The 17,412-nt window shown below is 70.9% G+C and carries 18 protein-coding genes, 1 pseudogene and 1 riboswitch; of the genes and pseudogenes, 1 reads left to right on the forward strand and 18 read right to left on the reverse strand.

Annotated elements, in window-relative coordinates; translation table 11 throughout:
- Positions 1 to 5: 5 nt before the first annotated feature.
- The 7 genes from ABZ567_RS27300 to rpsB all read right to left on the reverse strand — a co-directional run bounded on the left by ABZ567_RS27300 (position 6) and on the right by rpsB (position 7,068).
- On the reverse strand, positions 6 to 1,085 hold the full coding sequence (locus ABZ567_RS27300) for a thiamine ABC transporter substrate-binding protein (RefSeq protein WP_360794585.1): 1,080 nt from the start codon (positions 1,083 to 1,085) through the stop codon (positions 6 to 8).
- A gap of 116 nt (positions 1,086 to 1,201) precedes the next feature.
- Positions 1,202 to 1,312: riboswitch (TPP riboswitch) on the reverse strand.
- 29 nt (positions 1,313 to 1,341) lie between these two features.
- Positions 1,342 to 2,448 carry a 23S rRNA (adenine(2503)-C(2))-methyltransferase RlmN gene (gene rlmN / locus ABZ567_RS27305; RefSeq protein WP_360794469.1) on the reverse strand — a complete coding sequence of 369 codons (1,107 nt, stop codon included), beginning with the start codon at positions 2,446 to 2,448 and terminating at the stop codon, positions 1,342 to 1,344.
- An 81-nt stretch (positions 2,449 to 2,529) separates the two neighbouring features.
- The gene (locus tag ABZ567_RS27310) at positions 2,530 to 3,624 is read right to left on the reverse strand and encodes a phosphatidate cytidylyltransferase (RefSeq protein WP_360794471.1); all 1,095 of its coding nucleotides are present in this window, start codon (positions 3,622 to 3,624) and stop codon (positions 2,530 to 2,532) included.
- A complete protein-coding gene (gene frr, locus ABZ567_RS27315; protein WP_360794473.1) occupies positions 3,624 to 4,181 on the reverse strand; it encodes a ribosome recycling factor in 558 nt (185 codons plus the stop codon). Before frr ends, ABZ567_RS27310 begins: the two co-directional genes overlap by 1 nt.
- A 94-nt stretch (positions 4,182 to 4,275) precedes the next feature.
- Positions 4,276 to 5,040, reverse strand: a complete 765-nt coding sequence (gene pyrH, locus ABZ567_RS27320; RefSeq protein ID WP_360794475.1) for a UMP kinase — start codon at positions 5,038 to 5,040, stop codon at positions 4,276 to 4,278.
- A 164-nt stretch (positions 5,041 to 5,204) separates the two neighbouring features.
- Complete coding sequence (gene tsf / locus ABZ567_RS27325) at positions 5,205 to 6,041, reverse strand: translation elongation factor Ts (protein WP_360794477.1); 837 nt, start codon at positions 6,039 to 6,041, stop codon at positions 5,205 to 5,207.
- 100 nt (positions 6,042 to 6,141) lie between these two features.
- Positions 6,142 to 7,068: a 30S ribosomal protein S2 gene (gene rpsB, locus ABZ567_RS27330; protein WP_360794479.1), complete on the reverse strand. Its 927-nt coding sequence runs from the start codon at positions 7,066 to 7,068 to the stop codon at positions 6,142 to 6,144.
- Positions 7,069 to 7,324: 256 nt separating this feature from the next.
- Here rpsB and ABZ567_RS27335 point away from each other — a divergent pair, with 256 nt between their 5' ends.
- Entirely contained in the window at positions 7,325 to 7,774 is a 450-nt protein-coding gene (locus tag ABZ567_RS27335) for a M23 family metallopeptidase (protein WP_360794481.1), read from the forward strand.
- A gap of 19 nt (positions 7,775 to 7,793) precedes the next feature.
- Here the strand turns inward: ABZ567_RS27335 and ABZ567_RS27340 are convergent, their stop codons facing one another.
- From ABZ567_RS27340 to lepB (ABZ567_RS27390), 11 genes and pseudogenes are all read right to left on the reverse strand, one after another.
- A complete protein-coding gene (locus ABZ567_RS27340) occupies positions 7,794 to 8,342 on the reverse strand; it encodes a helix-turn-helix domain-containing protein (protein ID WP_360794587.1) in 549 nt (182 codons plus the stop codon).
- Positions 8,343 to 8,414: 72 nt separating this feature from the next.
- On the reverse strand, positions 8,415 to 9,251 hold the full coding sequence (whiG, locus tag ABZ567_RS27345) for an RNA polymerase sigma factor WhiG (RefSeq protein WP_360794483.1): 837 nt from the start codon (positions 9,249 to 9,251) through the stop codon (positions 8,415 to 8,417).
- A gap of 239 nt (positions 9,252 to 9,490) precedes the next feature.
- Entirely contained in the window at positions 9,491 to 10,681 is a 1,191-nt protein-coding gene (dprA, locus tag ABZ567_RS27350) for a DNA-processing protein DprA (RefSeq protein ID WP_360794485.1), read from the reverse strand.
- Complete coding sequence (locus ABZ567_RS27355; protein ID WP_360794487.1) at positions 10,678 to 12,300, reverse strand: YifB family Mg chelatase-like AAA ATPase; 1,623 nt, start codon at positions 12,298 to 12,300, stop codon at positions 10,678 to 10,680. The genes dprA and ABZ567_RS27355 overlap by 4 nt, the downstream gene beginning before the upstream one ends.
- Position 12,301: 1 nt before the next feature.
- Positions 12,302 to 12,658, reverse strand: a pseudogene (locus tag ABZ567_RS27360) (YraN family protein); the annotation flags it as partial.
- Between the two features lie 297 nt (positions 12,659 to 12,955).
- Complete coding sequence (locus tag ABZ567_RS27365; protein WP_056791138.1) at positions 12,956 to 13,264, reverse strand: DUF2469 domain-containing protein; 309 nt, start codon at positions 13,262 to 13,264, stop codon at positions 12,956 to 12,958.
- A 55-nt stretch (positions 13,265 to 13,319) separates the two neighbouring features.
- Positions 13,320 to 13,856 carry an NUDIX hydrolase gene (locus ABZ567_RS27370; protein WP_360794489.1) on the reverse strand — a complete coding sequence of 179 codons (537 nt, stop codon included), beginning with the start codon at positions 13,854 to 13,856 and terminating at the stop codon, positions 13,320 to 13,322.
- Positions 13,853 to 14,602: a signal peptidase I gene (gene lepB, locus ABZ567_RS27375; protein ID WP_360794491.1), complete on the reverse strand. Its 750-nt coding sequence runs from the start codon at positions 14,600 to 14,602 to the stop codon at positions 13,853 to 13,855. The genes ABZ567_RS27370 and lepB (ABZ567_RS27375) overlap by 4 nt, the downstream gene beginning before the upstream one ends.
- 74 nt (positions 14,603 to 14,676) lie before the next feature.
- Complete coding sequence (lepB, locus tag ABZ567_RS27380) at positions 14,677 to 15,609, reverse strand: signal peptidase I (protein WP_360794589.1); 933 nt, start codon at positions 15,607 to 15,609, stop codon at positions 14,677 to 14,679.
- On the reverse strand, positions 15,578 to 16,573 hold the full coding sequence (gene lepB, locus ABZ567_RS27385) for a signal peptidase I (protein ID WP_360794493.1): 996 nt from the start codon (positions 16,571 to 16,573) through the stop codon (positions 15,578 to 15,580). Before lepB (ABZ567_RS27385) ends, lepB (ABZ567_RS27380) begins: the two co-directional genes overlap by 32 nt.
- Positions 16,566 to 17,372 carry a signal peptidase I gene (gene lepB, locus ABZ567_RS27390; RefSeq protein WP_360794495.1) on the reverse strand — a complete coding sequence of 269 codons (807 nt, stop codon included), beginning with the start codon at positions 17,370 to 17,372 and terminating at the stop codon, positions 16,566 to 16,568. The genes lepB (ABZ567_RS27385) and lepB (ABZ567_RS27390) overlap by 8 nt, the downstream gene beginning before the upstream one ends.
- Between the last annotated feature and the right edge of the window lie 40 nt (positions 17,373 to 17,412).

Raw genomic sequence — 17,412 nt, forward strand, 5'->3', positions numbered from 1 at the left:
GCGCGTCACTTCAGGACGAGCGACGACCACTGCTGGATCCACGGGTCACGCTTCTCTGCGATCTTCTCGGGCGCCATGGTCTGCGGCCTGTCGATGACCACGCCGTGCTTCGTGAAGAGCTCCGGCAGGGCGGCGTCCTTCGCCACCGGGTTCACGAACATCTGGAGCGGCATGTCCTCCTGGAACTCCTTCGAGATCAGGAAGTCGATCAGCGCCTTGCCGCCGACGGGGTTCTTCGCCCCGTTCAGGAGGCCGGCGAACTCGGTCTGCCGGAAGCAGGTGCCGGTGGAGACGCCGGTCGGCGCCACCTTCGGCTGCGGCTCGCCGTACAGCACCTCGACCGGCGGGCTGGAGGCGTACGACACGACGAGCGGCCGGTCGCCCTCGGCCTGCTTGCCGCCGGCCGAACCGGAGAACTCCTGGTTGTAGGCGAGCTCCCAGCTGTCGACGGTCTCCACACCGTTGGCCTTGAGCTTCGTCCAGTAGTCCTGCCAGCCTTCGTCGCCGTACTTGGCGGCCGTACCGAGGAGGAAGCCGAGGCCCGGGGAGGACCGCTCGGGGTTCTCGACGACGAGCAGGTCCTTGTACGCCGGCTTCACCAGGTCGTCGAAGGTCTGCGGCGGCGCCAGCTTCTTGTCGGCGAAGTACTTCTTGTCGTAGTTGACGCAGATGTCGCCGGAATCGATCGGCGTGACCCGGTGCTCCTTGTCGAGCCGGTACGCGGCCGGGACGCGGTCCAGGCCCTTCGCCTCGTACGGGACGAAGATCCCGTTGTCGAGGGCGCGGGACAGCAGGGTGTTGTCGACGCCGAAGAAGACGTCACCCTGCGGGGAGCCCTTGGTCAGGATCTCCTTGTTGACGGCCTCGCCCGCGTCCCCGCTCTTGAGGACCCTCACGGTGAAACCGGTCTGCTTCGTGAACTGCGCGAGCACCTCCTTGGAGGCGTTGAAGGAGTCGTGGCTGACGAGTGTCACGGTCTTCGGAGCGGGCGCGCCGGACGCGCCCGCGGCGTCACGGACGTCGTCCGTGCCGCAGGCGGTGAGGGCGGTGACGCCCAGGGCCGCGAGGAGCGCGGTGGCCGCCATCCTCTTGGTGCTCACGGAGATTTTGGTGCTCACTGAGATTTCCTCCTGGGTATGACCAGGAAGAGACGCGGCCCTGCCCACGACCGGCGGACCGGACGCGGGCAGGGCGCAACAGCTTGAGTTAACGACCGAACTTCCTACCCAGAATGACCTGGGCAAGGTTCAGAGGGTCTGCGGTCCTACGGTGACCGCACTCTCAGCGCTGTGGCGCTCCCCTGTCGGAATATGGAGATGTGTTCGAGCTCAGAGTACAAGGTCAGCGTTCGGCGGCGGCCAGCTGTCCACAGGCACCGTCGATCTCCTGGCCCCGGGTGTCCCGGACGGTCACCGGGACGCCATGGCGGGCGATGGCCTCGACGAAGGCCTTCTCGTCCTCGGGACGGGACGCGGTCCACTTCGAACCGGGCGTCGGGTTCAGCGGGATCAGGTTGACGTGCACCCGTCGGCCCTTGAGGAGTCGGCCGAGAAGGTCACCTCGCCAGGCCTGGTCGTTGATGTCCCGGATGAGCGCGTACTCGATGGAGATCCGGCGTCCGGACTTCTCCGCGTACTCCCAGGCCGCGTCGAGGACCTCCCGCACGTTCCAGCGGGTGTTCACCGGCACCAGGGTGTCCCGCAGCTCGTCGTCCGGGGCGTGCAGCGACACCGCGAGCCGGCACTTGAAGCCCTCGTCGGAGAAGCGCAGCATCGCCGGCACCAGACCCACGGTGGAGACGGTGATCCCGCGCTGGGAGAGGCCCAGACCGTCCGGCTCGGGATCGGTGAGCCGCCGGATGGCGCCGACGACCCGCTTGTAGTTCGCGAGCGGTTCTCCCATGCCCATGAACACGATGTTGGAGAGCCGCGCCGGTCCCCCGGGCACCTCGCCGTCGCGCAGGGACCGCATGCCGTCGACGATCTGGTGCACGATCTCGGCGGTCGACAGGTTCCGGTCGAGCCCGGCCTGCCCGGTCGCGCAGAACGGGCAGTTCATCCCGCAGCCGGCCTGCGAGGAGATGCACATGGTCACCCGGTCCGGGTAGCGCATGAGCACCGACTCGACGAGCGTGCCGTCGTGCAGCCGCCACAGGGTCTTACGGGTGGTGTCGTCGTCGCACGAGATGTGCCGCACCACGGACATCAGATCGGGAAGCAGCTCCCCGGCCAGCTTCTCCCGCGAGGCGGCCGGGATGTCCGTCCACTCGGCGGGATCGTGCGCGTACCGCGCGAAGTAGTGCGTGGACAGCTGCTTGGCACGGAAGGGCTTCTCGCCGATCGCGGCGACGGCCTCCTTCCGCTCGGCGGGCGTGAGGTCGGCCAGGTGCCGCGGCGGCTTCTTGGCTCCGCGGGGGGCGACGAAAGTGAGTTCTCCGGGCTTGGGCATGGTGATACCAGTGTCGCAGAGATACGAAGAAGGGCCCGCCGCCCCTGTGGACAACGAGCCCTTCACGTGAAGAACCGCAGGTCAGGCGGTACCGACGAACAGCGCGAGCAGCAGCCACACCACTGGTGCCGTGGGCAGCAGGGAGTCGAGGCGGTCCATGATGCCGCCGTGGCCCGGAAGCAGCGTGCCCATGTCCTTGATGCCCAGGTCCCGCTTGATCATCGACTCGCCGAGGTCGCCGAGCGTCGCGCTCGCCGCCACCGCGAGACCGATGATCAGGCCCTGCCACCAGATGCCGTCGTCGATCAGGAACTCCATGCACAGAGCTCCCGCCGCCATCGCGAACGTCACCCCGCCGACCAGACCCTCACGGGTCTTGCCGGGGCTGATCCGCGGGGCCAGCTTGTGCTTGCCGAAGCGCCAGCCGATCGCGTACGCCCCGGTGTCGCTGACCACGGTCAGGAGCAGGAAGGTCAGCACCCGCTGCGGACCGTCCTCGGCGGTCAGCAGCAGCGCCACGAAGGTCGCGAGGAACGGCACGTAGAACGCGGCGAACACGCCCGCCGTGACGTCCTTCAGATAACCCCCGGGAGGCTCCGTCATCCGCCACACCAGCACGGCGAGCGCCGTCAGCGCCATCGCCACCCAGGCGCCCTCGGCACCCCGGACGTAGCCGGCGACGACCATCGCCGCGCCGCCGACCGCGAGCGGGACCAGCGGAGCCTTGATCGCCTTGCGCTCCTGGAGGCGGGAGGTCAGCTCCCAGAGACCGACCACCACGGCGACCACGATCACCCCGACGAACGCCGGCTTCCAGATGAACAGCGACGCGAAGACGACGGTGCCGAGACCGACCCCGACCCCTATGGCCGCGCCCAGGTCGCGCCCCGCGGTCTTCTTCTTCCGGGGTGCGGGCGGCGGAGGCGGGGCGGGGCTGTGCATGGGCTCCTGCGGGTGCTCGTGCGGCGTCTCCTCACGGAACAGGGGACCGCTCGGGTGAGCGGCCCCCCGTCCGTGACCGTCCTGGAATCCGCCGGCGGGAACGTCGGGCACGATGGGCATGGGCCGAGTCTGCGCCGCCAGATGCCGATCGTATGCGGGACCCGCCGGGACGGGCCCCTGGTCGGGTCCCCTACTGCCGGAACCGGCCGGGGCCCCCCAGGAAGAGTCGTTCATCAGACCTCGAGCAGCTCGGCTTCCTTGTGCTTGAGCAGCTCGTCCACCTGCGTGACGTACTTCGCGGTGGTGTCGTCGAGCTCCTTCTCGGCGCGGCGGCCCTCGTCCTCGCCGACCTCACCGTCCTTGACGAACTTGTCGATGGTCTCCTTGGCCTTGCGGCGCACCGAGCGGATCGAGATCTTCGAGTCCTCGGCCTTGGTCTTGGCGACCTTGATGTACTCCCGGCGGCGCTCCTCGGTCAGCTCCGGGAAGACCACCCGGATGATGTTGCCGTCGTTGCTCGGGTTGACGCCGAGGTCCGAGTCCCGGATCGCCTGCTCGATGTTGCGCAGCGCGCTCTTGTCGAACGGGGTCACCACGGCCATCCGGGGCTCCGGGACGGAGAAGGACGCCAGCTGGTTGATGGGGGTGATGGCGCCGTAGTACTCAGCCACGATCTTGTTGAACATCGCCGGGTGCGCACGGCCGGTGCGGATCGCGGCGAAGTCCTCCTTGGCGACCACGACCGCCTTCTCCATCTTCTCCTCGGCCTCGAGGAGGGTCTCTTCGATCACCACATGCTCCTGCGTGTCGTCGCGTTGTGTCCTGCACGGTGTACGACCGGCAGGGCTCTGTCCAGCCCCTTGCGGGGCCGTTCCCCGGTTCGGGTCAGGCCCGGGTGCCCTGGTCGCTCACGAGCGTGCCGATCTTCTCACCCTTCACCGCGCGAGCGATATTGCCCTCGGTGAGCAGTTCGAAGACGAGGATCGGGAGGTTGTTGTCCCGGCACAGGGTGATGGCGGTGGCGTCGGCGACCTTGAGGTTGCGGGCGAGCACCTCGCCGTACTCCAGTGCGTCGAACTTGACCGCGTCGGGGTTGGCCTTCGGATCGGAGTCGTAGACGCCGTCCACACCGTTCTTGCCCATGAGCAGGGCCTCGGCGTCGATCTCCAGCGCACGCTGGGCGGCGGTGGTGTCGGTGGAGAAGTACGGCATGCCCATGCCCGCACCGAAGATGACCACGCGGCCCTTCTCCAGGTGGCGCACGGCGCGCAGCGGGATGTACGGCTCGGCGACCTGGCCCATGGTGATGGCGGTCTGGACGCGTGAGTCGATGCCCTCCTTCTCCAGGAAGTCCTGGAGGGCGAGGCAGTTCATCACGGTGCCGAGCATGCCCATGTAGTCGGAACGGGCCCGGTCCATGCCGCGCTGCTGGAGCTCGGCGCCGCGGAAGAAGTTGCCGCCACCGATCACCACCGCGATCTCCGCGCCGTCGCGGACGACCGCCGCGATCTCACGCGCGATGGCGTGCACGACGTTGGGGTCGACACCCAGGCCGGTACCGCCGGAGAAGGCCTCTCCGGACAGCTTCAGCATGTAGCGCCCGGCCGTCCTGCCGTTGTTGTCGTCGCCCTGTACGGCGCCCTGGTTCATGGAGATCTCCTCGTGCACATACGAAGGAGGCCATTGCCTTGGGTCCTCGCGGTTTCCCGTACGGCAATGGCCTCCTGTCAGATCTGCGGTCGTCCTGCGCGTGCGCCGACGACTGCCTCAGACCCTACCGGGGGGTCCGGTGTCCGTCGCGTCAGCGTACGGACTCAGATGCCGACCTTGATGCGGGTGAAGCGCTTCAGGGTGACACCGGCCTCGTCCAGGATCTGCTGGACGGACTTCTTGTTGTCAAGGGCGTACGGCTGACCGAGCAGCGTCGCGTCCTTGAAGAAGCCGTTCACGCGACCCTCGACGATCTTCGGGAGCGCGGCCTCGGGCTTGCCCTCGGCGCGGGTGGTCTCCTCGGCGACGCGACGCTCGGTCTCGACGACCTCGGCCGGGACGTCCTCACGGGTGAGGTACTTCGGCGCGAAGGCGGCGATGTGCTGGGCGACACCCTTGGCGACGGCGGCGTCGGCCTTGTCGAACTCGACGAGGACACCGATCTGCGGCGGGAGGTCGGGCATCGTGCGGTGCATGTACGCGTAGACGAAGCCGTCGGCGTACTGCGCGAAGCGGTCCAGGACGATCTTCTCGCCGAGGTTGGCGTTGGCCTCGTCGACGAACGCCTGCACGGTCTTGCCGGCCTCGATCTCGGAGGCGAGCAGCGCCTCCAGGTCGGCCGGGGAGGTGGCGGCGACGTGCGCGGCGAGCTGGTCGGCGACGGCCTGGAACTTGTCACCCTTAGCGACGAAGTCCGTCTCGCACTTCAGCTCGACGAGGACACCGGAGGTGTTGTCGTCGGCGATGAGGGAGACCACGGCACCGTTCTCGGCGGAGCGGCCCTCACGCTTGGCGACACCCTTCTGGCCCTTGATGCGCAGGGCTTCGACGGCCTTGTCGACGTTGCCGTCGGCCTCGTCGAGGGCCTTCTTGCAGTCCATCATGCCGGCGCCGGTGAGCTCGCGGAGCTTCTTGACGTCAGCGGCGGTGTAGTTCGCCATGAGTCTGTTTCTCTCTCGAAGTCTGAAAGATCGGGCGGGTCTACGGGTGGACGGCGGGGGCTTTGGGGCCCCCGCCGTCGTCACCCGAAGGTCCGGAAGGTCAGGCCTGCTCGGCGTCCGCGGCCGGAGCCTCGGCCGGAGCCTCGGCAGCCTCGGCGGCGGGGGCCTCGGCGGCGTCCTCGGCCGGAGCCTCGACGGCCTCGGCGGCAGGGGCCTCGGCGGCGGGGGCCTCGTCCGAGTCCGCCTTCTTCTCACCCTCGAGCAGGTCGCGCTCCCACTCGGCGAGCGGCTCGCCCTGGGCCTTCTCGCCCGGCTTCGAGTCGCCGGTCGCGGCGCCGGAACGGGCGATGAGGCCCTCGGCGACGGCGTCGGCGATCACGCGGGTGAGCAGGGTGACGGAGCGGATCGCGTCGTCGTTGCCCGGGATCTTGTAGTCGACCTCGTCGGGGTCACAGTTGGTGTCGAGGATCGCGACGACCGGGATCTTGAGCTTGCGCGCCTCGCCGACGGCGATGTGCTCCTTCTTGGTGTCCACGATCCAGACGGCGCTGGGCACCTTGGACATCTCGCGGATACCGCCGAGGGTCTTCTCCAGCTTGGCCTTCTCGCGGGAGAGGACCAGGAGCTCCTTCTTGGTGAGGCCGGACGCGGCCACATCCTCGAAGTCGATCTGCTCGAGCTCCTTGAGGCGCTGCAGACGCTTGTAGACGGTGGAGAAGTTGGTGAGCATGCCACCGAGCCAACGCTGGTTGACGTAGGGCATGCCGACGCGCGTCGCCTGCTCGGCGATGGCCTCCTGGGCCTGCTTCTTCGTACCGACGAACATGATGGAGCCGCCGTGCGCGACGGTCTCCTTGACGAACTCGTAGGCGCGGTCGATGTACGACAGCGACTGGAGCAGGTCGATGATGTAGATGCCGTTGCGCTCGGTGAAGATGAAGCGCTTCATCTTCGGGTTCCAGCGACGGGTCTGGTGACCGAAGTGGACGCCGCTTTCCAGCAGCTCCCGCATCGTGACGACGGCCATGGCCGTATCTCCTTGGGTTTCTCGGTTATGTCCTGACGCCCCGACGCGCCGTGCCACAAGGGACCGAATGGCGCTGCCACCGACCGGTGAGGGCTTGGTGGCGGGGCGTGCGAAGTCGACCCGGTGACCCGGGTCGCCATAGGAAGTGTACGGGACCCCGGGAGCGGCGGGTGACGGCTCTGTCCACAAGCTGCGGGTGGTCCACAGAAACCGTCCGGACCCCTGCGGACCGGGTGGTGCCGGGGAGCCTTTCCGTATGCACTTCACGGCACTGATCCTCATGCTCGGGCTGCTGTGGCCCGTGGGCCCTCCGCCGCCGGAGATCCTGCGCGGCTGGCAGCCCCCGGCCGGCCCTTACGCCCCCGGGCACCGCGGCGTCGACCTGGCCGCGCCACCGGACACCCCGGTCCTGGCCCCGACCGCCGGGACGGTCACCTTCGCGGGCCCGGTCGGCGGCCGCGGCGTCCTCACCCTCACCCTTCCGGGTACGGGCCTCCCGCCGCTCCGCACGACCTTCTCCCCGGTGACCCCTCTGGTGGCGAAGGGCACTCAGGTCCGGCCGGGCGCCCCGATCGCCCGGGTCGCCCCCGGCACACACTGCCCGGAGACCTGCCTCCACTGGGGGCTGCTGCGCGGCGACACCTATCTGAACCCTCTGGTCCTGATCCGAAGAGCCCCGTCCCGCCTGCTGCCGACGGGCGACTGAACGGGAAGGGGCCGGGAGCTCAGGCCGGGGTTCCGTTGACGCCGTGGAGGGCCATCGTGACCGCCGCCTCGGCGATCTCGGCCGGGTGCTCGGCGGCGCCGAGTTCGATACGGCGGACGGCGGCATCCACGACGCCCTGGAGGAGCATGGCGCCGAGGCGGGGCTGAGGCTGGCCCAGGGTGGCGAGGGCTTCGACGATCATGGCGACGAGGCCGCCGTGGGCCGCGCGGATCTTCTCGCGGGCCCCGTCGTCGAACTCGCTCGCCGAGATGGCGACGACCGCGCGGTGACGCCGGTCCCCGACCAGCTCCAGCTGCTTGCGGACGTAGGCCTCGACCTTGCCCTGGGGGGTCTCGGCCCCGTCCATCGCGGCCTCGACCTCGGCCGCCCAGAGGGGGAAGTCGACGGCGCACAGCTCTTCGACGACGGCCGCGCGCGATCGGAAGTACTCGTACACCGAGGAGCGGGCGAGGCCCGTGCGCTCGGCGAGCGCGGGGAAGGTCAGCGCCTCCGTACCGCCCTCGGACAGCAGGGAACGCGCGGCGTCCAGGAGGGCGCCGCGCTGCATCGTCCGGTGCTCGGCCACCGAGGCCGCTCGAATCCTGGGCACGGCTCCACTGTACGACCGGCTCGGGTCGGGTCAGCGTCCGACGTCGGCCAGCTTGGCGCGGAGCTGGAGGACAGACTTGGTGTGGATCTGGCTGACGCGGCTCTCGGTGACGCCGAGGACATGGCCGATCTCGGCCAGGGTCAGGCCCTCGTAGTAGTAGAGCGTGACGACGGTCTTCTCCCGCTCGGGGAGCGTGTTGATGGCTCGGGCGAGCAGTCGGCGCAGCTCGCGGTCCTCCGCGACCTCGACGGGGTTGTCGGCGGCCGTGTCCTCCAGGGTGTCCATCAGGGACAGCCGGTCGCCGCCCTCACCGCCGACGTGCAGCAGCTCTTCCAGGGCGACCACGTTCGCCAGCGACAACTGGCTGAAAACAGCGTGCAGTTCCTCCAGCGTGACGTCCATCTCGGCGGCCACCTCGGTCTCGGAGGGGGTGCGCCGGAGCTGGGCTTCGAGGGTCGCGTAGGCGCGCTCGACGTTGCGGGCCTTCTGGCGGACGGAACGGGGGATCCAGTCGAGGGCGCGGAGCTCGTCGATCATGGCGCCGCGGATGCGGGTGATCGCGTACGTCTCGAACTTGATGGCCCGCTCGACGTCGAACTTCTCGATGGCGTCGATGAGGCCGAAGACGCCGGAGGAGACGAAGTCGGCCTGTTCCACGTTGGACGGCAACCCCACGCTGACCCGGCCGGCGACGTACTTGACGAGAGGCGAGTAGTGCAGGATCAGCTGCTCCCGCAGCCGCTCGTCGCCCGTGTTCTTGTACGACCGCCACAGTTCGTCGAGGGAGGTCGGTGCGGGTGGTCGCACGGTGCCCCGGGCTGCTGGGGGCACCGCAGCGCGGTCAGACCCGGAGGTGTGCTGGGGCATGCGTTGCCTTGAGCCGTTCTGCTGTCGTGTACGTCGGTGCGGACGTCCTGGACGGAATGCAGGTGAGCGTAGCGTGAGTGCGCGGTCGCGGTGCGCGAACATCGGCGGATCGCGCCGCTCCGGGTGGACGCCGTCGGCCACATCTTCGAACCCGGGCCGTGGCGCGCGTCGGCGTCTCGGGCGCGGCCGAGAGAACTCGGTTGTTCATCGCCATCACCCTTGCACCCGAATGCCCCAGGTCAAGGACCGCCTCGCCGCGCGTTCGGCGTCGACGCGCTCGGCCGCGTCAACTCCCAGCCATCACCGCGCCGTTCGACGAATCCGAGCGAGTGGAGTTCGTACAGCTTCGCGAGGGTCTCGTCGGGGGTGGTCCCGGCGCGGCGGGCGATGACGGTCGTGGGGGTGGGGCCGCGGGCGGGGACGGCCTCCAGGATGTGGGCCGTGGCGGGGGCGAGGAGGTCGCGGGGAAGGACGGGCCCCCGGCGCGTCGGGGCGAGCTGACCCATGTCACCGATGAGTTCGACGATCTCGTCGGCGTCGGTGACGAGGGTGGCGTCGCCGCGGAGGAGTTCGTGGACGCCCGCGGAGAGCGCGCTGGTGACGGGGCCGGGGACGCCCATGGTGTGGCGGCCGAGCCGGGCGGCCGCGCGGACGGTGACCAGGGAGCCGCTGCGGTGCTGGGCCTCGACGACGACGGTGCCTCGGGTGAGAGCCGCGATGACCCGGTTGCGGAGGATGAAGCGGCTGGGGGTGGGATGACTGTCGGGTGGCAACTCCCCGACGACGAGACCCTGTTCTGTGATGCGCCGGATGAGCTGGTCGTGGCCGCGGGGGTAAGGGGCGTCGACGCCGCAGGCGAGGACGGCGACGGTGGCCCCGTCGGCGGCGAGGGCGCCTCGGTGGGCGGCGCCGTCGATGCCGTAGGCGGCGCCGGAGACGACGACCCAGCCCTGACGTGCCAGGCCGGTGGCGAGGTCGGCCGCGGTGTGGGCGCCGTACGGGGTGCAGGCGCGGGCGCCGACCAGGGCGACGGAGCGCAGGGCCCAGGTCCGCAGGTCGGCGGGGCCCCTGACCCAGAGGCCGATGGGGCGGGCGTCTTCGAGGTCGTCGAGTTGACGGGGCCATTCGGTGTCGCCGGGGATGAGGAACCGGCCGCCGAGGTCCTGGATGGTGGCGAGGTCGCGGTCGGGGTCGGCGGCGGTGGCGCGAAGTCGCCAGGAGGCGACGCGTTTGTGTCCGGTGCCGGGGAAGGGGTCGTCGCCGGACGAGGCACCGGGAGGGGAGGTGCCGGCGGTGTGGAGGAGCCGGTCGAGGAAGCCGGTGGCCCCGTAGCGGTGGAGCCAGCGCCCGGCGTGTTCGTCGCCGGGCTCGACGGCCCGGCTGAGGGCGGCGCGGGCTCGTCGTTCGTCCAGGAGGGCGGGGAGGTTCATGCGCGTTCCCCCGCTCCGACGGGCACGCCGCGGGTGACGCCGGTGCGCAGTTCGAGGGCGAGGGCGATGTCCTGGCTGTCGGGGCGGTCGTGTCCGGCGAGGTCGGCGACGGTCCAGGCGACGCGGAGGACGCGGTCGACGCCTCGGGCGGTGAGCAGTCCGCGTTCGATGTCGCGTTCGGCTGCGGCGAGGGCTCCGGGCGCGGCGAGGTAGCGGGTGCGGAGTTCGTGGCCGGGGATCTCGCTGTTGACGCCCCAGGGGGTGTCGGCGAGGCGGGCGGCGGCGCGGGCGCGGGCCTCGCGGACGCGGGCCGCGACGACGGCGCTGGTCTCGCCCCGGCCGCCCTGGCCGAGGAGGTCGGCGCGGGTGACGGGTTCGACTTCGACGCGCAGGTCGACCCGGTCGAGGAGCGGTCCGGAGAGGCGCGCCTGGTAGCGGCGGACGAGCGCGGCCGGGCATTCGCAACCAGCGCCGTGCAGGGTGTGCCGGCCGCAGGGGCAGGGGTTGGCGGCGAGGGCGAGGAGGAAACGGGCGGGGAGGCGTACGACGCCGGCGGCGCGGGCGATGACGACGTGTCCGGATTCGAGGGGTTGGCGGAGGGCGTCGAGGGCCTTCCCGGAGAACTCGGGGGCTTCGTCGAGGAAGAGGATGCCGCGGTGGGCCAGGGAGACGGCGCCCGGCCTGGGGAGTCCGTTGCCGCCGCCGACGAGGGACTGCATGGTCGCGGAGTGGTGTGGCGCGCAGTAGGGGGCGCGACGGACCAGGGGTTCTCCGGGCGGGAGGATGCCGGCGACGGAGTGGACGGCGGTGACTTCCAGCGATTCCTGTCGGGTGAGGGGCGGGAGGATGCCGGGGAGACGCTCGGCCAGCATGGTCTTTCCGGCGCCGGGCGGGCCGGAGAGCAGCAGGTGGTGGCTGCCGGCGGCGGCGACCTCCAGGGCGCGGCGGGCGCGGTGCTGGCCGGCGACGTCGGCGAGGTCGGGGCCTCCGGCGGGGTCGGTGGAGTCGGGGGCGAGTCCGGTCCCGATGCCGGCGCCGGGGACGAGGAGTCCCGCGAGCATGGCGTCGGGGCGGCCCTCTTCGGTGGGTTCCTCTTCGGGGACGGGTTCGTCGGTGAGGACGGCGATGAGCTGGCGGAGGCTGCGGACGCCGAGGACGGACACGCCGGGGACGAGCGCGGCCTCGCCCGCTGTCTGTTCGGGGACGACGACCTGGCGGTATCCGGCGTCGGCCGCGGCGAGGACGGCGGGCAGGATCCCGCGGACCGGGCGGACGCGTCCGTCGAGGCCGAGTTCGCCGATGAGGACGAGGTCGGCGATGGCGCGCGGGTCGATCCGTTCGGCGGCGCCGAGGACGGCGGCGGCGACGGCGAGGTCGAATCCCGAGCCGCCCTTGGGGACGGACGCCGGGCTGAGTCCGACGGTGAGCTTCTTCTGGGGCCATTCGGCGCCGGAGTTGACGATGGCGGCGCGGACCCGGTCGCGGCTCTCGCTGAGGCTCTTGTCGGGGAGGCCGACGAGGGTGAAGGCGGCGACGCCCGGTTCGAGGTCGGCCTGGACCTCGACGACGACGCCTTCGACGCCGAGGAGGGCGACGGAGCAGGTGCGGGCGAATCCCATCTCAGGCCACCCCCTGGGCGTGGGTGAGGACGGGGGCGCCGCGGCGGGGCAGGACGATGCCGACGAGGTCGATCCGGACGCCGCCGAGGGGCGCCGGGGTGCCGCTGCGGTCGAGCCAGCAGGCGGCGAGACGACGGAGCCGGTCGGCCTTCCGGGGCGTGACGGCGGCCATCGGGTGCTCGTAGGAGCCCAGGCGCCGGGTCTTGACCTCGCAGATGACGAGGGTGTCGCCGTCACGCGCGACGATGTCGATCTCGCCGGTCCGGCCGCAGCGCCAGTTCCGGGCGAGGATGCGCATCCCGGCCGCGGCGAGCAGACGAGCGGCCAGCTCCTCCCCGTACTGCCCTAGGGCCCGGGTCGTGCGGGACCGTCCGGGGGCCGGGGTCGTAAGAGACCGTCCAGGGGACGGGGTCGCAACAGACCGTCCAGGGGCCGGGGTCGTACGGGACGGGTCAGGGCTCCGGGTTCCGTCGGCGGGCCCTTCGGGGGTCCGGGCCGTGCTGTTTGCGCTGTTCTTGCAGGTCGCGTTCATCATGCGGTACCACCTCCGTCACCGACTGTGACGGGTCGTGGGGTTCCGCGTGCGGCGCTGTGGACGGCGGAGGGCCTGTGGAGAACGGCCTCACCCCTGAGGGTGAGGATCCGTTCGACGGTCTCAGCTGCCGGGTAGTTCGAGGTCGCTCTTGTTGAGCTCCTCGATGTTCACGTCCTTGAAGGTGAGGACCCGGACCTGCTTGACGAACCTGGCCGGCCGGTACATGTCCCAGACCCAGGCGTCGGCCATGCTGACCTCGAAGAACACCTCGCCCTGCACCGAGTGCACCTGCATCTCGTAGTCGTTGGTGAGGTAGAAGCGCCGCTCGGTCTCGATGACGAATTTGAACAGCCCGACGACATCGCGGTACTCCCGGTAGAGCTTCAGCTCCATCTCGGTCTCGTACTTCTCGAGGTCCTCGGCGCTCATGGCATGTTCCCCTTCAGCCGTGCGTCCCCCTATTGTGCGCCAGTCGAACGCGCCCCTAAACGACTTCCGGGGCGAGAACGAGCGGTGCACTGGGAGGTCCCTCGTCGAGCAGCGTGCGCAGCAGCTCGGCGAGTCTGGTCGGGTACACCGTCTCACGCGCCGCCGACAGTTCGGCGTAGGTCCACCATCTGAGGCCCGCGAGGCTGCGGCCCTCCAGCTCGGTGAGGGCTCGCGGCCCGGGCGCGGTCCCGGTTCCGCGGGTGCGGGCGAGGTAGTACCACTCGTCCTGGTCCCAGCGGCGTCCGGCGAAGGGGAAGGAGCAGTACCGCTTCCAGAGCACCGGGCCGAGGTCGACGTCGGTGATGCCGGTCTCCTCGGCGAGCTCGCGCAGCGCCGCCTCCGCGCGGGTCTCGGCGCCCTCCAGGCCGCCGCCGGGGGTGAACCACCAGGAGTCGGCCGGGTCGTCCGGCTCGTACCCGTGCAGGAGCAGCACCCGGTCGTCGGGGTCGAGGAGCACGACCCGCGCGACCCGCCGCCGGACGGGCGCCGGGTCCCGCTCCGTGTCCCCCGTTGGCGCGTCCGAATCCGTCATGTGCCCACCTTCTCGCGTTCCCGGGCCCGCCCGGCGAAGAAGCGGGCCACCGGGCCGTACGCTCCGCCGGCCAGGACCAGGAAGGCGCCGACGGCGATCGCGGTGAGGAGAGGCCGTACGGGCCCGGGTTCGGAGATCCCGCCGGGGAGGCCCGCGAAGCCCGTCGGGCGGTCCAGGAGGCCCTCGGCGGGCCAGACGACGGCGTCGACCCTGGCGACGACGCTGGAGCGGGGCACGGATCCCTGGCCGGTGTCCTCGATGTGCGTACGGGAGTCGAGCGAGGTGTGCCGGTCGTCGCCGAGGAGGAAGAGGTTGCCCTCCGGGACCGTGACGGAGAACTCCTGGCCGGAGGCGACGGTCCGGCCGCCCGGTCCCGGCCTCAGATAGGGCTCGTGGACGGGTGTGCCGCCGACGGTGAGCCGGCCCTCCCGGTCGCAGCAGGCGACGGTGTCACCGCCGACGGCGGCGACCCGCTTGACCATGGGCGAGTTGCCCCAGAGCGGGTCGGCGAAGACGACGACGTCCCCGCGCCGCACCTCGTCGCCGTCGACGCGCTGGGCGAGGATCTTGGACCCGACGCCGAGGGTGGGGGTCATGGAGTCGGTGGGGACGGAGTAGGGCTGGTAGAGAAGGGCTCCCCAGACGAAGCCGCCGAGGAAGAGCACACAGCCGACGGCCACGGCCAGCCCCGACAGCGCGCTGCCGAGGCGGCCGTGGCCGCCCTGGGTCCGTATGTTTCCGCTCATGTGCGCACCCCGTAGGTCTGTCGGCGGACCGTGGGTCTCTCCACGGTCCGGGACGGCACCCTACCCGGGGGTCACTACGCGGCGGTATGCCGTGCGGCGAGCTTCCTCCGGCGCCAGAGCACCAGCGGGAGCGCCCCGGCGAGACCGGCCGCGCCTACGGGGGCGGCGGTCATCGCCTGGTCGAGACCGGGCTGGTCGAAGATGTCGGGCACGGGGAGAGCGGCCCAGCGGGTGACTGGCCAGGCGACCACGACAGCGCGGCCCACGACCTCGTCGTCGGAGACGGTGCCGCCGCCGGGGAGCTGCTGGTGGAAGCGGGAGTCCAGGGAGTTCTGCCGGTTGTCGCCCATGACCCAGATCCGGTTCTCGGGGACCTTGATCGGACCGAAGGAGTCCTGGCAGGGGACGGAGCCGGGGTAGAGGTAGGCGGTCTCGTCGAGCGGCTTGCCGTTGAGGACGACCTTGCCGCCCTCCTTGCAGGACACGGTGTCCCCGCCCACGGCGATGACGCGCTTGATGAGGTCCTTCTCCTCGGCGGACGGCATGAGGCCGATGAAGCTGAGGAACTTCTGCACGACGTTCGGCGTGGGCGTGTCCTGGCCTTCGAGCCAGCCGCCCGGGTCGTGGAAGACGACGACTTCGCCGCGCTCGGGCTCGGAGCCGAACCACGGGGTCAGCTTGTCGACGAGGACCCGGTCCCCGCGCTGGAGGGCGTTCATCATCGATTCCGACGGGATCGAGAACGCCTGCACCAGGAAGGTCTTGATCAGCAGGGCGAGTACGAGCGCGATGCCGACGAGGAGGGGCAGTTCCTTCCAGAAGGAACGCTGCTTCTTGGGGCCACCGACGGGGCCGTCCGCCGCGTCGTCGCCACCGCCCGGCTCGCCACCGCCCGGCGGCCGCGCCTGCTCGTCATCCGTCACGTCGTCACCCGTCGTGTCATCGCCGAAGGCCCCGCCGGCCCTCTTGTCGGGCTCATCGTGTCCGGATCGTGCGTCGACGGCCAAATCCCCCACATCCACTCCTCAGTCCGTGCGATCGCCCGCCCCGGGTCAGGGACAGGCCCACCACTCCCATAACGAGCAGAAGTTCCGCAGGGGTCGGGAGCCCGGGGAATCCGTTCAGATTCCGCTGGGACACACTATGCGACGGACCGGGCGCGGATTCGGCGCCCGTACGGGCGCCCGGTACGGCGGCGAAGACGTCCCGCTCCTCCAGACGCCGCCAGTGCCCGACGGGCCAGGCGATCACCACGGCACGCCCCACGACCTGCTCCTCGGAGACCGTCCCGTGGCCCTCCTCGTCAAGATGGAAGCGGGAGTCCGCCGAGTGGGAGCGGTGGTCGCCGAGGACGAAGATCCGCCCCTGCGGGACCTTCACCTCGAAGGGGATGGTGGACGGCTCGTTCCCCGGGTGCAGATACGGCTCGTCGAGCGGTACGCCGTTGACGGTGATCCGCCCGTCCTTGCCGCAGCAGCGGACGGTGTCCCCGCCCACGGCGACGACCCGCTTGATGAGGTCCCGGTCGTCGGCGGACGGCAGCAGCCCGATGAAGGTCAGGGCCTGCTTGGCCTGCTTGATACCGACCGGGTCGTCCGCCGGCGCCGTGGCCTCCTGCGGGAGCCAGTTGCCGGGGTCCCTGAAGACCACCACGTCACCACGTTGGGGGCGGGAGCCGAACCAGGGGGTGAGCTTGTCGACGAGGACCCGGTCGGAGATCTGGATCGTCCGCTCCATGGAGCCGGACGGGATGACGAACGCCTGGACCAGGAAGGTCTTCAGGACGAGCGCGATGAGGACGGCCACCGTGACCAGGATGGGGATCTCGCGGATCGCGGAGCGCTGCCGGCGCCGCTTGACCTTGCGGGCGAGCCTGCGCCGCTCGGCCCGTCCCGGCAGGGCGGGGCCCCGGCCGGCGTCCTGCTCGGCCGTGTGGCCGGCTCCGCCCGGTGGTCGTCCCCTGCTACCCATGGGGCCCCGCCCCGTGTCCTGCGGGTGGCGCGGCCGGTACGGCGCCGAAGGCGTCCGTCGCGGGAACGGTGGACCAGCGGCCGAAGGGCCAGGCGATCCAGTCGGCGCGTCCGACGACCCGGTCGACGGGGACCATCCCGCCGCCGGGGCTGCCGAGGTGGTCCCGGGAGTCGCTGGACTGGCTGCGGTGGTCGCCCATGACCCAGAGCCTGTCTCGCGGGACGACGATGTCGAAGGGCACGCTGGACGGCTGGTCGCCCGGCATGACGTACCGCTCCGCGACGGGAACGCCGTTGACGCTGAGCCGGCCGTCCTTGTCGCAGCAGATCACCCGGTCGCCGCCGGTGCCGACGACCCGCTTCACGAAGTCGGTCTCGTCGGGTTCCGCGAGTCCGAGGGCGGCGGCGCCGTCGTGCAGGAGTCCGGTCACCGGATCGCCCGGCGGCTGTTCGCGTACGAAGGAGCCCGTGCCGTCGAAGACGACGACGTCGCCGCGCGCCGGCTCGCCGCCGAACCGGTACGCCAGCTTGTTGACGAGGATGCGGTCACCGACCTGGAGCGTGGGCTCCATGGAGCCGCTCGGGATCAGGAACGGCTGGATCACGAAGTGGCTCAGGAGCATCAGGAAGGCCACACAGGCGCCGCCCACCAGGGCCGTGCGGCGCCAGGAGGGCACGGCCCCACCGGGCGGGACCTCGTCCGGTGCGGACCCCTCGGCCTCGGAAACGCGCGCGGAGCGCGACCTCTCCTCCGGATCGGAAGAGGGGTCGCGCTCCGTGTGCTGTGCTTCGGTGTCCATCGGGGGCAGAGCCTATCCGGCCTGCCTGTGGGAGGACTCG

The sequence above is a fragment of the Streptomyces sp. NPDC016459 genome (genome assembly GCF_040632845.1).
GTDB lineage: Bacteria > Actinomycetota > Actinomycetes > Streptomycetales > Streptomycetaceae > Streptomyces.

Bases quoted from the DNA above. Each gene is read 5' to 3' on its own strand.
- ABZ567_RS27355 (WP_360794487.1), bottom strand. From the start codon at position 12,300: ATGGGATTCGCCCGCACCTGCTCCGTCGCCCTCCTCGGCGTCGAAGGC.
- rpsB (WP_360794479.1), bottom strand. From the start codon at position 7,068: ATGGCCGTCGTCACGATGCGGGAGCTGCTGGAAAGCGGCGTCCACTTC.
- lepB (WP_360794495.1), bottom strand. From the start codon at position 17,372: ATGGACACCGAAGCACAGCACACGGAGCGCGACCCCTCTTCCGATCCG.
- ABZ567_RS27370 (WP_360794489.1), bottom strand. From the start codon at position 13,856: ATGACGGATTCGGACGCGCCAACGGGGGACACGGAGCGGGACCCGGCG.
- ABZ567_RS27340 (WP_360794587.1), bottom strand. From the start codon at position 8,342: ATGCAGCGCGGCGCCCTCCTGGACGCCGCGCGTTCCCTGCTGTCCGAG.
- rlmN (WP_360794469.1), bottom strand. From the start codon at position 2,448: ATGCCCAAGCCCGGAGAACTCACTTTCGTCGCCCCCCGCGGAGCCAAG.
- whiG (WP_360794483.1), bottom strand. From the start codon at position 9,251: ATGCCCCAGCACACCTCCGGGTCTGACCGCGCTGCGGTGCCCCCAGCA.
- ABZ567_RS27310 (WP_360794471.1), bottom strand. From the start codon at position 3,624: ATGAACGACTCTTCCTGGGGGGCCCCGGCCGGTTCCGGCAGTAGGGGA.
- lepB (WP_360794491.1), bottom strand. From the start codon at position 14,602: ATGAGCGGAAACATACGGACCCAGGGCGGCCACGGCCGCCTCGGCAGC.
- ABZ567_RS27365 (WP_056791138.1), bottom strand. From the start codon at position 13,264: ATGAGCGCCGAGGACCTCGAGAAGTACGAGACCGAGATGGAGCTGAAG.
- lepB (WP_360794493.1), bottom strand. From the start codon at position 16,573: ATGGGTAGCAGGGGACGACCACCGGGCGGAGCCGGCCACACGGCCGAG.
- pyrH (WP_360794475.1), bottom strand. From the start codon at position 5,040: ATGAACCAGGGCGCCGTACAGGGCGACGACAACAACGGCAGGACGGCC.
- tsf (WP_360794477.1), bottom strand. From the start codon at position 6,041: ATGGCGAACTACACCGCCGCTGACGTCAAGAAGCTCCGCGAGCTCACC.
- dprA (WP_360794485.1), bottom strand. From the start codon at position 10,681: ATGAACCTCCCCGCCCTCCTGGACGAACGACGAGCCCGCGCCGCCCTC.
- ABZ567_RS27300 (WP_360794585.1), bottom strand. From the start codon at position 1,085: ATGGCGGCCACCGCGCTCCTCGCGGCCCTGGGCGTCACCGCCCTCACC.
- ABZ567_RS27335 (WP_360794481.1), top strand. From the start codon at position 7,325: ATGCACTTCACGGCACTGATCCTCATGCTCGGGCTGCTGTGGCCCGTG.